We start from the raw sequence: 15,416 nt of genomic DNA on the forward strand, positions 1-15,416 counted from the left end.
GCTAGGAACTGCTCAGGCGATAGCCGACACCTCGAACCGCCAGGGGAATGCCGGTGACACCGCGCTCCTCCAGCTTGCGGCGCAGGTTATGCACATGCGTGTCGACAACACGCTCGAGCGCATCGCTCTCGGGCAGGGAGGCCTGCAGCAGTTCGAACCGGCTGAAGGCCTTGCGTGGGTGTTGCATCATGACCGACAGAAGCTTGAACTCGGTGATCGTCAGATCGAGCGGGGCTGCATCGCCGGCGGCTTGCACGGTCACGGCGTCGAGATCGAGTTCGAGAGCGCCCCAGGACAGCCGGGCCGGCGGCGCGAGGGGAGGCGTCCGGGTACGTCGCAGGACAACCCGCACGCGGGCAACGACTTCCTTCGGATTGAAGGGCTTGACCACGTAGTCGTCCGCTCCGTATCGAAGCGCGCCAAGCTTGTCGGCTTCCTCATTGACAGCCGAGACCATGATGACCGGGACATCGCCCGCGCGCCGAATGGCAGCAAGCACGTCGCTGCCGCTCAACCGCGGCAGCATGTAGTCCAGCAGCACCAAGGCCGGTTGCCACTGCCTGAACACACGCAACGCCTCTTCTCCATCGAGGCAGTGCGCCGTCTGGTAACCCTCGTGCCGCAGGTAGGCGGAAAGCACATCGGCGATCTGAGGATCGTCTTCGACAATCAGGATGCGTTCGTCGGTCATAGAACTGTCAATGTGCGGGACCGACACATCGACGCCTCGGCGCTCGCGCCGCCAGAACATCGCCAAAGCCCCGCGTGTGCCACTGCCCTCGCGCGGCGCGCAAGCCATATCCGTCGCACCCGCGGAATCTTAACGCGCCAGGATTTTTCGCGCGCAAGGCAAGACACACGGCAGCACATGCGGCTTGACCCAATCTTGATGGAAGTTGCAGAGCTTCTGAACATGAGCGCGCGAGCATCAGGTTTCAGACCATCTTCCCCAGGCGTCCGACCGGACCCGGGCATCCTCGAATGTTGTTCTCGCCAGCAAATACCGCTTCAGATCCCGCAACCATCCAGCCCTTCGCTGTTGCGCCTCGCTTCCTGTCGCGCATCGAGCGCTTCTTCCTGCTGCTTTTGTTTGCCGCTGCGCGGCTGCGCTTCGGGTCCCACACCATCCTTCTGCTCGCGACCCTCGGGGTCCTTGCCGTATGGCTTTTCTATTGGTTCGGCCCTTGAATCACCCGCACCGGGACTTCATGCACGCAGGATCAACCAACAAACCAGTCACAACCATGCAGAAGCAACACCTTCTTCGCCGTCCATTCCCAGTCATGCGCCGCCTCGCAACCGTCCTCTCGATGGTGATCCTCACCGCCTGCGGTGGCGGTGGCGGCGGTTCGGATTCGGGCGCACTCCCGCCACCACGTCCCATCTCCGCGCCTTCCATGAATGACGCACCACAGACCGCCGTCACATTCACCGCGACCGACGACGATCTCCCCAATCCCGAGCGCGGCTTCTACCGCTGGAGCTGGACCGACCTGGACACGGTCACCCGCGACGACGCGGACGATGCCTACAAGAACGGGTACCGCCTGCTGCTCTCCAAGCTGAACCTGTCGGCCTATCGCGATGCAGAGCTGCCCCCGACACTGCTCGCGCAGGTGGAAGCAGCCCTGGGCCGCTCACGCGCCGCCGGGATGAAACTGGTCATACGCGTCGTCTACAACTATCCGGAATCGGAAGTCGACTACCGCAACGCACAGGACGCGCCGCTGTCCCGCGTGCTTGCCCACATCGAGCAGCTCAAACCGGTACTGCAGCGCAATGCCGACGTCATCGCGTTCATGCAGGCCGGCTTCATCGGCGCCTGGGGTGAGTGGCATACCTCTTCCAACAACCTGACCGAAGCGGCCCCTCGCAACAAGATCCGCGATGCCTTGCTCGACGCGCTGCCAACGAGCCGTTTCATCCAGCTGCGCTATCCCTCGTATGTGATGGAAGGCACGCCGGAGCTGCCGACATGGAGTGCCGCGCACACCGGCACGCAGCGCATCGGCGTACACAACGACTGCTTCCTCGCGAGCAAGACCGACGTCGGCACCTACGACGACGACGCCACGATCGCGACGAAGCAACGCGACTACGTTGACCGTCTGGGGAACTTCGCTCCTTTCGGTGGCGAGACTTGCAACCCGGTTGACGAGAAGAACGCCGTGCTTCGCACCCAATGCGCCGACATTCTTGGCGAGGGCGCAAGGTACAAGCTGACCTACCTCAACGACGAGTACTACCGCAAGATGTTCCATGCCAACTGGGTACAAAACGACTGCATGGTCGAGGTGCGCCGCAAGATGGGTTACCGGCTGGTGCTGTCGAAAGCCTCCCATGCCAGCGCTGTCGTGCGTGGCCAGACGCTGAGCGTCCAGCTTTCACTGCGCAACGGGGGCTGGGCGCGTATTTTCAATCCGCGCGGAGTGCAGTTGGTGCTCAAGCATGCCGTGACCAACGACGTCCGCCGCCTGGACGCGACCGGCGCCGATCCGCGCACGTGGATGCCCGGCACCAGCGATCAAGCCGCGACACTCACCACCACGCTGCCAGCCGATCTTCCCACCGGCAGCTATCAACTGTGGCTCGCGCTGCCCGATGCCGACGCGCGCCTGGCCGCCGATGCCCGCTTCGCGATCCGCTGGGCCAATGCGGACAACACGGCGGCCGGCCAACGTTGGGATGCACAACTGGGCGCTTTTGCCCTTGGCTCCATCGTCGAGGTGAAGTGACTCGTGACCAAGCCGCTGGCCAGGTGGGTCCACAGGTTCCACGGCCTGGCCGCAGCCCGTCGCCCTGCGGCGCCACGGCGCTGGTCCTAGACCGCGATGGTCAGGTACACGCCTTCGCGGCCGACCACCGGCGCGCGCGTCGGCATGAAGATCGTGCAGCCGTCGCAGGGCGAGCGGATCTCGCGGCCCGCATCGACGGCGATCAGCTCGTCCTTGTGGAAGACCTCGAAGCCGATCACGGGCCGCACGAACGCGAACGCATCGGACTGCACCATGTGCACTTCGAGCAGCCGGAACCGGCGCGCCGGTTCTGCGGCTGTGGCAACGTCCCGCACCGGATCGATGAGCCCCAGGTGCGCCAGGAAGCGCAGCGACACATCGGTCGCCAGGTCGGCGGCCGACTGGCTGAAATGCTGGCCGCATTCGACCACCACCGCGCCGCCATCGATGCCCGCCTCGCCGTGACGGCCGTAGCCCGTCACGCCCGTGCCGGGCGCGGCGCCCACGGGCATGACGAGGTGCACCAGCGGCCGGCCGACGGCCAGCGCCAGGCCCGCATTGCGCTCGAATTCCGGGTACACCCAGAAGGGCGCCACGGGTGCGCGCGTGGAATGGATGTCCAGCACGTAGTCGGCCGCATCGAGCACGGGCCGCAACTCGCGTGCGCGGCGCAGCTCGGGGCTTTGCTGCGTGCCGTCGAGCATGTCCGTCGACCAGATGCGGTTGAGGTTGTGCACCAGCTGGCGGTTCTCGTAGGGCCGGTCGATGTCGAAGGCGTTATAGGCCTCCACATGCGCAAAGCTCACGGTGAGCGTGCCGATCTTCGGGCGCACGCCCGCATCGAGCAGGTGCGTGGCGGCCACCATGCCGCAGATTTCATTGCCGTGCGTCAGCGCATTGACCAGCACATGCGGCCCCGGCCGGCCCGATGCGAAGCGGTGCACGTAGTCGATGCCGGTGTTGCCCTGCCGGTAGGCCGAGATGTCGCGCGGAAGCACCTCGAGCGGCGCGGTGTCGGGAGCGAACGATGCGTGCGTCATGCGCTCACTCACTCGCCGCGGATGCCGGCGCGCCTGACCATGTCGCCGTAGAGCGCCAGCCGCTCCGACATCATCGCGGTGAACTGCGCGGGCGACTGCACCTCCGGCGCGAGCGAGCCGCGCGACAGCAGCGCCTCGACCATGACCGGCTGGTCCGCCACCGAGCGCACCGCCTTGTGCAGCGCGGCGATCACCTCGGGCGGCGTCTTCGCGGGCGCGGCCAGACCGATCCACGACGTGGTGTTCAGCACCGGGTAGCCCAGCTCCGCGAAGGTCGGCACATCGGGCAAGGCCGCGAAGCGGGTCGGCGCGGCCACCGCCAGCGCGCGCAGCTTGCCGGCCTGGATGTGCGGCAGGAAAGGCGCGAGGTTGTCCAGCCCGAACTGCACCTCGTTGCCGATCAGCGCGGTCACCAGCGGGCCGCCGCCACGGTAGGGCACGTGCGTGGCATTGAGCTGCAACTGCGACTTCATCAACTCCACATTGAGCTGCCCCATGCTGCCCGGCCCGGCGCTGCAGAAGTTCAGCTCGCCCGGGCGCGCCTTCACCAGCGCGACGAATTCCTTGAAGGTCTTCGCGGGCACCGCCGGGTTCACCAGCAGCACGTTGATGGAGCGGGCGAGCTGGCTGATCGAGGCGAAGTCCTTGATCGGGTCGTAGCCCGGGTTGGCCTGCGTGAGCGGATTGGCCAGGTGCGAACTCTGCGAAGACACGACCAGCGTGTAGCCATCGGGCTTGGCACGCGCGACCTGCGCGCTGGCGATGGAACCACCGGCACCGCCACGGTTGTCGATGACGATCGCCGTGCCCAGCGCCTTCGACAGCGGCTCGGCGTAGAGCCGCGCGATCAGGTCCACCGAGCCACCGGCCGGGAACGGCACCACCAGCGTGATCGGCCGCGAAGGAAAGGCCTGGGCATGCGCGGCCAGGGGCAACAACAACGCCGTCAATCCGGCGCCGATGATCTCGCGCCGCCGGAGGGCGGGCGCTGCGGTGGTGGGGCTCATGGGAACGTCCTTGTGTCCTGGTGCATGGGGAACTTGCGAATCCGGCTCGGATTCGTGCGCGCATTTTTGCAAGACAGTCATATTTTTGCAATACTCGTTGCAAAAATCAGGTTTCCCCGATTCCGCATGCAGAATGCCCCGCGACCATGAATCTGAACCAACGCATCTCGGGCTACGGCAAGAAGCTCACCAAGACCGAGCGGCTCCTGATCGAGGAGCTGCAGGCGCACCACCCGCAGGGCTTGCTCGAATCTGCAACGAGCCTTGCAAAAAAGGTGGGCACCAGCGCATCGACGGTGGTGCGGCTGCTCGCCAAGCTGGGCTACGAAAGCTATGCCCAGGCGCAGATGGAAGCGCGCCTGGAGGTGACCGCCCTGCTGGCGTCGCCCGCCACGCGCGCGGACGCCGTCATCAACGACGACGCTTCCATCCGCTCCTGCCTGGACAACGCGCTGCTGCACGACCAGCACAACCTGGCCGCCACCTTCGCATCGCTCGACGTGGCCGCGTTCGAGGCCACGGTGCGGCTGCTCACGCAGCGCAAGGTGCGCGTGCATGTGCTCGGGCAGCGGCACGGCGCCTCGATCGCCAGCCATCTGGCGCTGCACCTGAACATGTGCCTGCCCGACGTGCGGCTCATGACGTCGACGAGCCCGCTGCTGCTCGAAGACCAGTTGCTGTGGATCGATGAACACGACCTGCTGCTCACGCCCACCTTCAGGCGCCATTCGCTCGCGATCGCGCGCGCGGCGAAGTACTTTCGCCAGAAGGGCGCGAAGGTCGTCGTGATCACCGACGGACCGACCGCCCCCGCAGCCGCGTCGGCCGATCACCTGCTGCTGGTGCGCACCTCCAGCGCATCGCCCTTCGATTCATACACGGCCGCGCTGTCGGTCTGCAATGCGCTCATCACGGCCGTGGCGCAGCGGCGCAAGAAAGAAATGGGCGCGGCGCTGGAGCGCGGCGACGCGCTCTGGGAGCAGCACTGGAACGACGCGGCCGATCCGGCGCGCCGTGCGCCTTCAGGTCGCTGATGCCGCTGAGGCCGCGGGCTTGTCGAGCCCCAGCAGCCGCACCGCGTTGCCCTTGAGGATGCCGGGCATCACCTCGGGCTTGAAGCCGGCGGCCTCGAAGTCCTTCATCCAGCGGTCGGGCGTGATCAGCGGGTAGTCGCTGCCGAACAGCACGCGGTCTTTCAGCAGCGTGTTGGCGTACTGCACCAGTTGCTTCGGAAAGTACTTGGGGCTCCAGCCCGACAGGTCAATCCACACGTTCGGCTTGTGCGTGGCCACGCTCAGTGCCTCGTCCTGCCACGGAAAGCTGGGGTGGGCCATGACGATCTGCATGTCGGGGAAGTCGATGGCCACGTCGTCCAGGTGCATCGGGTTGCTGTATTCGAGCCGCAGGCCGCCGCCGCAGCGCATGCCCGAGCCGATACCGCTGTGGCCGGTGTGGAAGATGGCCGGCAGCTTGTACTCGGCAATCACCTCGTAGAGCGGCCAGGCCATCTTGTCGTAGGGGTGGAAAGCCTGCACCGTCGGGTGGAACTTGAAGCCCTTCACGCCGTGCGACTCGATGAGCCGCCGCGCCTCGCGCGCGCCCATCTTTCCCTTGTGCGGATCGATGCTGGCGAAGGCAATCATCATGTCGCTGTTCTGCTGCGCGGCCTCGGCGATCTCTTCGTTCGGGATGCGGCGGCGGCCCATGTTCGATTCGGCATCGACCATGAACATCACCAGGCCGATCTTTCTTTCACGGTAGTACGCCACGCTCTCGGCAATGGTCGGGCGGCCGCTCGATCCGAAGTACTTGTCGGCGGCGCGGTCGTACTCCTCGCCGTAGTTGTCGAACGGGTTCCAGCAGCTCACTTCGGCGTGGGTGTGGATGTCGATGGCGATCAGGTTCTGGTGGTCCATGTCGTTGTCTCCGGTACGGGTAAGTCCCTAGGATTCAGGAGGCTCAAGTGCCTTGAATTGATTATTTCTCATAACCATAATCCAACGCAACCCCGAACATCACCATGACCCATCCAGACCTGCAACTCGACATCCGCGACGAAGTCGCCATCGTCCGCCTGACGCGCGGCGCCAAGCGCAATGCGCTGTCGGACGGACTCATCCTCGCACTGCGCGACACCTTCGAGCAATTGCCGTCCACCGTGCGCGCCGCCGTGATCGACGGCGAAGGCCCGCACTTCTGCGCCGGCCTCGACCTGAGCGAACTGAAAGAGCGCGACGCCGGCCAGGGCATGCAGCACTCGCGCATGTGGCACGCGGCGCTCGACCTGATCCAGCACGGCCCGGTGCCGGTGATCGCGGCGCTGCACGGCGCTGTGGTCGGCGGCGGGCTCGAGCTGGCCAGCGCCTGCCACATCCGCGTGGCCGACCGGAGCACCTTCTATGCGCTGCCCGAAGGCTCGCGCGGCATCTTCGTGGGCGGCGGCGGCTCGGTGCGCATCCCCAAGCTGATCGGCGTGGCCCGCATGACCGACATGATGATGACCGGCCGCGTCTACAACGCGGAAGACGGCGAGCGCGCCAACTTCGCGCAGTACCTGGTCGACGAAGGCACGGCCTTCGACAAGGCCTTCGAACTCGCGCAGCGCGTGGCCACCAACGCACCGCTGACCAACTACGCGCTGATGCACGCGCTGCCGCGCATCGCCGAGCAGTCGGCCGACCACGGCTTCTTCACCGAGGCGCTGATCTCCGGCATCGTGCAGGCCGCCCCTGAAGCCAAGGCGCGCGTGCGCGACTTCCTCGAAGGCCGGGGCGCGAAGGTGAGCAAGGGATGACCGCCGCCGTTCGATACCGCCCGCTGGCCTTCGGCGTGACCCGCGCGGTGCTGCGCGACGGCGTACCGGGCACGCAGTATCTGCAAGCCGAGACACCGCTGCAGGCCTACCGCGAGCGCATGACCGACCGGCTCCAGCACTGGGCCGAAGCCACGCCCGAGCGCACCTTCATCGCCCGCCGCGAACGGCTGGCCGACGGCAGCACCGGCAACTGGCTGCGCGTGAGCTATGCGCAGGCCCTGCAAGAGGCGCGAGGTATCGGACAGGCACTGCTCGAACGCGGCCTGAACGCGGAACGCCCGGTCGCGATCCTCAGCGAGAACGGCATCGAGCACGCATTGCTCGCGCTCGGCTGCCTCTACGCCGGCGTGCCCTACTGCCCGGTGTCGCCGCCCTATTCGCTCGTGAGCCAGGACTTCGAAAAGCTGCGCCACGTCTTCGACACGCTGACCCCCGGCCTGGTGTTCGCCACCGATGCCGCGCGCTATGGCCGCGCCATCCAGGCGACCGTGCCGGCCGGCACCGAAGTCGTGCTGGCCGAAGGCACGCTCGAAGGCCGCGCCACCACCGCGTTCAACGCCTTCGCCGCCACACCGGCCACGCCCGCCATCGACGCGGCGATGCAGGCGACCGGCCCCGACACCATCACCAAGTTTCTCTTCACCTCGGGCTCGACCAAGATGCCCAAGGCGGTGATCAACACGCACCGCATGTGGTGCGCCAACCAGCAGCAGTTGCGCCAGTCGATTCCCGCGTTGGGCGACGAGCCGCCGGTGCTGGTCGACTGGCTGCCCTGGAACCACACCTTCGGTGGCAACCACAACGTGGGCATCGTGCTGGACAACGGCGGCACGCTCTACATCGACGACGGCAAGCCCACGCCCGCCGGCATGGCCGAGACGCTGCGCAACCTGCGCGAGATCGCGCCCACCATCTACTTCAATGTGCCCACCGGCTTCGAGGCCATCGCGCAGGCGATGGAAACCGATGCGGTGCTGCGCCGCAACCTGCTGTCGCGCGTGAAGATGTTCTTCTACTCGGGCGCCGCGCTGTCGCAGCCCGTGTGGGACAGCCTGCACAAGACGCAGGAAGCCGAAGTCGGCGAACGCATCGTCATGGGCACGGGCCTGGGCATGACCGAGTCGGGCCCCTTCGCGCTGTATGTGACCGGCCCCGAAGTGAAGTCGGGCGACGTGGGCCTGCCCGCGCCCGGCATCGAGATCAAGCTGATCGAGGTCGACGGCAAGACCGAGGTGCGCTATCGCGGCCCCAACATCACGCCCGGCTACTGGCGCGCGCCCGAGGCCACGGCCGAGGCCTTCGACAACGAAGGCTTCTTCTCGACCGGCGACGCGGTGAAGTGGATCGCCGACGACAACATCCACCGCGGCCTGCGCTTCGATGGCCGCATCGCCGAAGACTTCAAGCTCGCCACCGGCACCTTCGTGAGCGTGGGCCCGCTGCGCGCGAAGATCATCGCGGCCGGTGCGCCCTATGTGCAGGACGCGGTGCTGACCGGCATCAACCTGAAGGAAGTCGGCGCGCTGATCTTTCCGACGCAGAAGGTGCGGCAACTCGCCGGGCTCAGCGCCGACGCGACCATGCAGCAGGTGCTCGAAAGCGAACCCGTGCAGGCGCACTTCCAGCAAGTGGCCAACGCGCTGGCTGCGGCCGGCACCGGCAGCGCGAACCGCATCGCGCGGCTGCACCTGATGGCCGAGCCGCCTTCCATCGACAAGGGCGAAGTGACCGACAAGGGCTCCATCAACCAGCGCGCCGTGCTCAAGCACCGCGCGGCGCTGGCCGACGCGATGCACGCTGGCACCCTGCCCTTCACCCTCACGCCCCGCTAACCCCATCCAGGAGACACAAGAATGAAGATCGAAGGACAAGCCGCACTGGTCACCGGCGGCGCATCGGGCCTCGGCGAAGCCACCGCACGCGAACTCGCGCGCCTGGGCGCCAAGGTTGCGGTGCTCGACCGCAATGCCGCATTGGCGGAGAAAGTGGCGGCGGAGATCGGCGGCGTTGCATGCGTCTGCGACATCACCGACACCGACAGCGTGAACGCCGCGCTCGACAAGGCCGCCGCCGCGCACGGCCCCGCGCGCATTTTGATGAACGTGGCCGGCATCGGCAGCGCCAAGCGCATCGTCGGCAAGGACGGCAACCCGGCGCCGCTCGAAGACTTCGTGCGCGTGGTCAACATCAACCTGATCGGCGGCTACAACATGGCGCGCCTGTTCGCGGCCCGCTGCGCGAAGCTCGATGCGCTCGACAACGGCGAGAAGGGTGTGATGCTCTTCACCGCTTCAGTCGCGGCCTTCGACGGCCAGGTCGGCCAGCAGGCTTACAGCGCCTCGAAGGGCGGCCTCGTCGGCATGACGCTGCCGATGGCGCGCGACCTCGCGCAGCACGCCATCCGCGTGTGCACCGTGGCGCCGGGCCTGTTCGCCACGCCGCTGCTGCTGGAGCTGCCCGAGGCGGTGCAGCACTCGCTGGCCGCGTCCATTCCCTTCCCGCCGCGCCTGGGCAAGCCTTCGGAGTTCGCCGAGCTGGCCTGCCACGTCGTCACCAACGGCCACCTCAACGGCGAAGTGATTCGCCTCGACGGCGCCTTGCGCATGGCGCCGCGCTGAGCTGAGCTTTCGTCCGCCCGTCAGTCCGCTTCACTTCCAACACATCAGGAGACACCGATGACCTTCAAGAAGACCACCCTCGCCGCCGTGCTGGCGCTCATGGCCATGGGCATGGCCCATGCCGACATCACCATCGGCGTGGTGCAGCCGCTCACCGGCCCGGCCTCGGGCCTGGGCATTCCGGTGAAGAACGGCATCGCGATCTGGCCCAAGACCATCGCGGGTGAAACACTGAAGGTCGTCGTGCTCGACGATGCCACCGACCCGACCACCGGCGTGAAGGACGCGCAGCGCCTGGTCACCGAAGACAAGGTCGACCTGATCGTCGGCTCCAGCGCCACGCCGGTCGCCATCCCGATGGCCGACGTGACCGCCGAAGCCGGCACGCCGCAGTTGTCGACCGCACCGGCCGGCCTGCCGCCGGGCAAGGACAAGTGGTTCTTCCGCCTGCCGCAATCGAACGACGTGATGGCCTTCGCGGTGGTCGCGCACATGAAGAAGCAGAACGTGAAGACGGTCGGCTTCCTCGGCTACACCGACGCGTACGGCGAGCTGTGGCTCAAGGCACTGACCGCCGAAGCCGCCAAGAACGGCATCAAGATCGTGGCCACCGAACGCTTTGCACGCGCCGACACCAGCGTGACCGGCCAGGTGCTCAAGCTCACGTCGGCCAACCCCGACGCGATCCTGATCGTGGCCTCGGGCAGCGGCGCGGGCATGCCGCAAAAAGCCGTGATGGAGCGCGGCTACAAGGGCAAGGTCTACCAGACGCACGCCGCCGCCACGCAAGACCTGATGCGCACCGCCGGCAAGGACGCCGAGGGCACTTTTGTCGTGTCGGGCCCCGCCACCGTGGCCGAGCAATTGCCCGACAGCCATCCGTCGAAGGCTGCGGCCGTGGCCTTCGTGCAGGGTTATGAAAAGGCCTACGGCCCCGGCTCGCGCAACCAGTTCGCCGGCCACGCGGCCGACGCGCTCACGGTGCTCGAAAAGGCCGTGCCGGTCGCGCTCAAGAAGGCCAAGCCCGGCACGCCGGAATTCCGCGCCGCGCTGCGCGACGCGCTCGAAGGCATGGGCCGCACGGTGCTCGCGCACGGCGTGCTGAACTGGACCGCACAAGACCACTGGGGCTACACGACGGAAACGGGCGTGATGCTCAAGGTCGTGAACGGCGCCTTCAAGGTCGAACAGTAATCTTCCCAACAAGCCCGCGCCGCGAACCCACGCCATGGATTTTTCAATCGCCAGCATCCTGACGCTGGACGGACTCACCAATGGCGCGATCTATGCCCTGCTGGGCATGGGCATCGTGCTCGTCTTCACGGTGACTCGCGTCATCTTCATTCCGCAGGGCGAGTTCGTGGCGTACGGCGCGCTGACGCTGGCGATCTTCCAGACGGGCAAGACGCCGGGCACGGTGTGGCTGCTGTTGATATTGGCGGGCGTTGCCGCGTTGATGGACCTGGTCACGGTCTGGCGCCATCGCGGCAGTGCGGTGGCTGGTCTCATGGCGGCGTTGCGCACCTTCGCGGCGCCCGCCGTGATCTGCGCGGTGTCGGCCTGGGCCGGGCCGCGCAACCTGCCGCTGGGCGTGCAGGCGCTGCTTACCGTGTTCATCGTCACGGCTTTCGGGCCGCTGGTGTACCGGGTGGCGTATCAATCATTGGCCGGTGCCAGTTCGCTGGTGCTGTTGATCGTCTCGGTCGGCGTGCACTTCGCGATGACGGGGCTGGGCCTGTTGTTCTTCGGCGCTGAAGGCTTTCGCAATCCGCCGTTCTGGGACGAGCGCATGGCGCTGGGGCCACTCAATGTGAGCGGGCAGGCGCTGATCATCTTTGCAATGTCGGCAGCGTTGATCGTGTTGCTGTGGCTGTTCTTCGAGCGCAGCCTGTATGGCAAGGCGCTGCGCGCCACGGCCGTGAACCGGCTGGGTGCGCGGCTCATGGGCATCTCGACGCAGGCGGCCGGGCAGCTCACGTTTGCAATGACTGCGCTCATCGGTGCGCTGTCGGGCCTGCTGATCGGGCCGACGACCACGATCTTCTACGACTCGGGTTTTCTCATCGGCCTGAAGGGCTTCGTGGCCGGCGTGATCGGCGGGCTTGCGAGCTATCCGGGTGCGCTGCTGGGTGCACTGGCCGTTGGGGTGATCGAGGCTTTCGGTTCGTTCTGGGCCAGCTCGTTCAAGGAAGTGATCGTGTTCACCATCATCCTGCCGGTGCTGCTTTGGCGTTCGCTGCGTAGCGGTCATTCGGATGAGGAGCATTGATGAAGACCGGCTCTTCTGTTCGTCGCGTTGTGCGTTCTGAGCGTTGCTGTTCAGGGCGGCACTCACGCCGACACGGGGCTCTTTTTCGCGAATGTCCCCCGCTTCGCTCCTCCTTTATTTCGCGAAAAAGAGCCCCGTATCGGCGCGAGCGCTGGACAGAGCAGTCGTTGATCGGCTGCACACCAGCAGCGCGTCCATGTGCGAATGACACCGGGTGCTCCCCGCAGCGAAATAAAGGAGGAGCGAAGCGGGGGACATTCGCGGAGGGGAGCACCCGGTGTCATTCGCACTCGCCCCGAACAGCCGCACTCAAAACACAACCGGCAACAGACCACTGACATGGAAGCGTTACTGAACCCGTCTTCGGCACAAGCGCCAGACAAGAGCCTGCTGCGCACCTGGGGCCCGCTCGCGCTGATCCTGGTACTGATCGCGCTGCCGTTCCTGCCGCTGCCCGACTTCTGGATCATCCAGCTCAACTACATCGGCATCTACACGCTGCCGGTGCTGGGCCTCGTGCTGCTCACCGGCGTCGGCGGTCTCACCTCCTTCGGGCAGGCGGCCTTCGTGGGCATCGGTGCCTACACGACGGCCTACCTGACGGTGAACACCGGCCTGTCGCCGTGGGTCACGCTGTTCATCGGGCTCGCGCTCACCGGCATCAGCGCCGCGATCATCGGCACGATCACGCTGCGCATGTCGGGCCACTACCTGCCACTGGCCACCATCGCGTGGGCGCTGTCGCTGTACTACCTCATGGGCAATCTCGATGCGCTGGGCAAGTACGACGGCATCCTGGGCGTGAAGGGTTTGTCGGTGTTCGGCTTCGAGTTCGGCCAACAGCGCCTGTTCTACGGCGTGGTCTGGGCCTTCGCGATCCTTGCGGCGTTCGCGGTGATACGCCTGCTGGACTCGCGCAGCGGCCGTGCCATCCGCTCATTGGCGGGCGGCTCGCAGATGGCCGAGGCGATGGGCGTGAACACGCTGCGCTTCAAGATCGGCATCTTCGTGCTGGCGGCCATGCTGGCGTCGATCTCTGGGTGGCTGTTCGCGCACTTCCAGCGCACGGTGAACCCCTCGCCCTTCGGGCTGAAGATGGGCATCGAGTACCTCTTCATGGCGGTGCTCGGTGGCGCGGCCCATGTGTGGGGCGCGATTGCCGGCGCGGGTGTGGTCAAGCTGCTCGAAGACCAGCTGCAGGTGCTGTTGCCCAAGCTCATCGGCACCGCCGGCAGCTACGAACTGATCGTGTTCGGCATCATGATCGTGCTGGTGCTCAAGTACCTGCCCGAAGGGCTGTGGGCCTTTGTCGACCGGCGCCTGCCGCGTCCGCGCCGCAGTGTCGACTGGCAAGGGGCGAAGGACCTGCCCGCGCGCGCCAAGCCGGCCGCCGGCGAAGTGGTGCTCGACGTGCAGGCCATCCGCAAGACCTTCGGCGGGCTGGTGGCGGTGAACGACATCAGCTTCCAGACACGCGCCGGCCAGATCGTGGGCCTGATCGGTCCGAACGGCGCGGGCAAGTCGACCACCTTCAACCTCGTGACCGGTGTGCTCGGCCTGTCGGGCGGCGCGGTGCGCTTTCGGGGCGAAGCCATCGGGGGACTGGGCGCGCGGCAGATCGCGCAGCGCGGCGTGTCGCGCACCTTCCAGCACGTGAAGATGGTGGCCGACATGACGGTGCTGGAGAACGTGGCGCTGGGCGCGCATCTGCGTGGCCACAAGGGCGCCATCGCCGCGATGCTGCGCATCGACCGCACCGAAGAACGCGCGCTGTTTCGCGAAGCCGAGCGCCAGTTGCAGCGCGTGGGCATGGGCGCCTTGCTGCACGAACTGGCGGGCAACCTCGCGATGGGCCAGCAGCGCCTGCTTGAAATTGCACGCGCGCTGTGTGCCGACCCTGCCCTGTTGCTGCTCGACGAACCTGCTGCGGGCCTGCGCCACAAGGAGAAGGAAGCGCTGGGCCAGGTGCTGCGGCAACTGCGCGGCGAGGGCATGAGCATCCTGCTGGTCGAGCACGACATGGGACTGGTGATGGACATCTGCGACCACATCGTGGTGATGGAGTTCGGCACGCACCTGATGGAGGGCACGCCCACCGAGGTGCAGAACAGCGACAAGGTGCGCGCCGCGTACCTGGGCACGGAGCATTGACATGACGAACAACAACACGCCCCTGCTCCGCATCCGCGACCTGCACGCCGGCTACGGCCGCGCCGAAGTTCTGCATGGCATCGACCTGCGGGCCGACCAGGGCAGCGTCGTCACCGTGATCGGCCCGAACGGTGCGGGCAAATCCACACTGCTCAATGCGCTCATGGGCGTGCTGCCCTCCAAGGGCGTCATCGAATTCAAGGGCCAGCCCATCTCGGCGATGACGCTTGAAGAGCGCGTGATGCTCGGTATTGCGCTGGTGCCCGAGAAGCGCGAGCTGTTCGCCACCATGCCGGTCGAAGACAACCTCGTGCTTGGCGCGTTTCGTCAGGTGCGCTTGCGCAACAAGCAATGGCGCGACCGCATCGACGAGGTCTACACGCTGTTCCCGCGTTTGAAGGAACGCCGCGCGCAACTGGCCGGCACGTTGTCGGGTGGCGAGCGGCAGATGCTCGCGGTGGGTCGCGCGCTGATGTCGCGCCCCACGCTGCTGATGCTCGACGAGCCCAGCCTTGGCCTCGCGCCGCTGGTGGTGCAGGAGATCTTCCGCACCGTCGATGCACTGCGCGCCACCGGCGTGACCATCCTGCTGGTGGAGCAGAACGCGCGCGCCGCGCTCGAAGTTGCGGACCATGGCTATGTGCTGGAGATGGGCAGCGTGAGTCTCGAAGGTGAAGCGAAGAAGCTGGCCGTCGATTCGCGCGTGATCGACACCTACCTGGGTGCGGCACGCAAGGCGGCCTGAAGAAAGAAGCCGCGGCATTCGCGGCAAGGAGACGAG

Annotated in this window: 14 protein-coding genes; 10 read left to right on the top strand and 4 right to left on the bottom strand. The window is 66.6% G+C overall.

Annotation, left to right across the window (positions count from 1 at the left end):
• Position 1: 1 nt before the first annotated feature.
• Entirely contained in the window at positions 2-691 is a 690-nt protein-coding gene (locus ACSFB7_RS20710) for a response regulator transcription factor (protein ID WP_435473464.1), read from the bottom strand.
• A 290-nt stretch (positions 692-981) separates the two neighbouring features.
• Here ACSFB7_RS20710 and ACSFB7_RS20715 point away from each other — a divergent pair, with 290 nt between their 5' ends.
• Positions 982-1,188, top strand: coding sequence for a hypothetical protein (locus ACSFB7_RS20715; RefSeq protein ID WP_435473466.1), 207 nt, complete (start codon positions 982-984; stop codon positions 1,186-1,188).
• A 56-nt stretch (positions 1,189-1,244) separates the two neighbouring features.
• A complete protein-coding gene (locus ACSFB7_RS20720) occupies positions 1,245-2,735 on the top strand; it encodes a DUF4832 domain-containing protein (protein ID WP_435473468.1) in 1,491 nt (496 codons plus the stop codon).
• Between the two features lie 86 nt (positions 2,736-2,821).
• Here the strand turns inward: ACSFB7_RS20720 and ACSFB7_RS20725 are convergent, their stop codons facing one another.
• Positions 2,822-3,775: a M14 family metallopeptidase gene (locus tag ACSFB7_RS20725; RefSeq protein ID WP_435473470.1), complete on the bottom strand. Its 954-nt coding sequence runs from the start codon at positions 3,773-3,775 to the stop codon at positions 2,822-2,824.
• Positions 3,776-3,783: 8 nt separating this feature from the next.
• On the bottom strand, positions 3,784-4,782 hold the full coding sequence (locus ACSFB7_RS20730) for a Bug family tripartite tricarboxylate transporter substrate binding protein (RefSeq protein ID WP_435473471.1): 999 nt from the start codon (positions 4,780-4,782) through the stop codon (positions 3,784-3,786).
• Between the two features lie 146 nt (positions 4,783-4,928).
• Between ACSFB7_RS20730 and ACSFB7_RS20735 the strand changes: the two genes are divergently transcribed.
• Complete coding sequence (locus ACSFB7_RS20735; RefSeq protein ID WP_435473473.1) at positions 4,929-5,816, top strand: MurR/RpiR family transcriptional regulator; 888 nt, start codon at positions 4,929-4,931, stop codon at positions 5,814-5,816.
• On the opposite strand, the gene ACSFB7_RS20740 is transcribed toward ACSFB7_RS20735, so the two are convergent.
• Positions 5,805-6,698: an amidohydrolase family protein gene (locus ACSFB7_RS20740; RefSeq protein ID WP_435473475.1), complete on the bottom strand. Its 894-nt coding sequence runs from the start codon at positions 6,696-6,698 to the stop codon at positions 5,805-5,807. The two genes, ACSFB7_RS20735 and ACSFB7_RS20740, sit on opposite strands and share 12 nt — an antisense overlap.
• 104 nt (positions 6,699-6,802) lie before the next feature.
• On the opposite strand from ACSFB7_RS20740, the gene ACSFB7_RS20745 reads away from it, so the two are divergent.
• The 7 genes from ACSFB7_RS20745 (at position 6,803) to ACSFB7_RS20775 (ending at position 15,380) form a co-directional block, all read left to right on the top strand.
• Complete coding sequence (locus ACSFB7_RS20745; RefSeq protein WP_435473476.1) at positions 6,803-7,576, top strand: crotonase/enoyl-CoA hydratase family protein; 774 nt, start codon at positions 6,803-6,805, stop codon at positions 7,574-7,576.
• A complete protein-coding gene (locus ACSFB7_RS20750; protein WP_435473478.1) occupies positions 7,573-9,429 on the top strand; it encodes a feruloyl-CoA synthase in 1,857 nt (618 codons plus the stop codon). Before ACSFB7_RS20745 ends, ACSFB7_RS20750 begins: the two co-directional genes overlap by 4 nt.
• Positions 9,430-9,450: 21 nt before the next feature.
• Positions 9,451-10,215 carry an SDR family NAD(P)-dependent oxidoreductase gene (locus tag ACSFB7_RS20755; protein WP_435473480.1) on the top strand — a complete coding sequence of 255 codons (765 nt, stop codon included), beginning with the start codon at positions 9,451-9,453 and terminating at the stop codon, positions 10,213-10,215.
• A 57-nt stretch (positions 10,216-10,272) separates the two neighbouring features.
• Positions 10,273-11,409 carry an ABC transporter substrate-binding protein gene (locus ACSFB7_RS20760; RefSeq protein ID WP_435473482.1) on the top strand — a complete coding sequence of 379 codons (1,137 nt, stop codon included), beginning with the start codon at positions 10,273-10,275 and terminating at the stop codon, positions 11,407-11,409.
• 34 nt (positions 11,410-11,443) lie between these two features.
• On the top strand, positions 11,444-12,484 hold the full coding sequence (locus ACSFB7_RS20765) for a branched-chain amino acid ABC transporter permease (RefSeq protein ID WP_435473484.1): 1,041 nt from the start codon (positions 11,444-11,446) through the stop codon (positions 12,482-12,484).
• Between the two features lie 339 nt (positions 12,485-12,823).
• Positions 12,824-14,635: a branched-chain amino acid ABC transporter ATP-binding protein/permease gene (locus ACSFB7_RS20770; protein ID WP_435473486.1), complete on the top strand. Its 1,812-nt coding sequence runs from the start codon at positions 12,824-12,826 to the stop codon at positions 14,633-14,635.
• 1 nt (position 14,636) lies between these two features.
• Positions 14,637-15,380, top strand: coding sequence for an ABC transporter ATP-binding protein (locus tag ACSFB7_RS20775; RefSeq protein ID WP_435473489.1), 744 nt, complete (start codon positions 14,637-14,639; stop codon positions 15,378-15,380).
• Positions 15,381-15,416: the final 36 nt, after the last annotated feature.

The organism is Variovorax raffinosi (assembly GCF_051216615.1).
Classification (GTDB): Bacteria; Pseudomonadota; Gammaproteobacteria; order Burkholderiales; family Burkholderiaceae_C; genus Variovorax.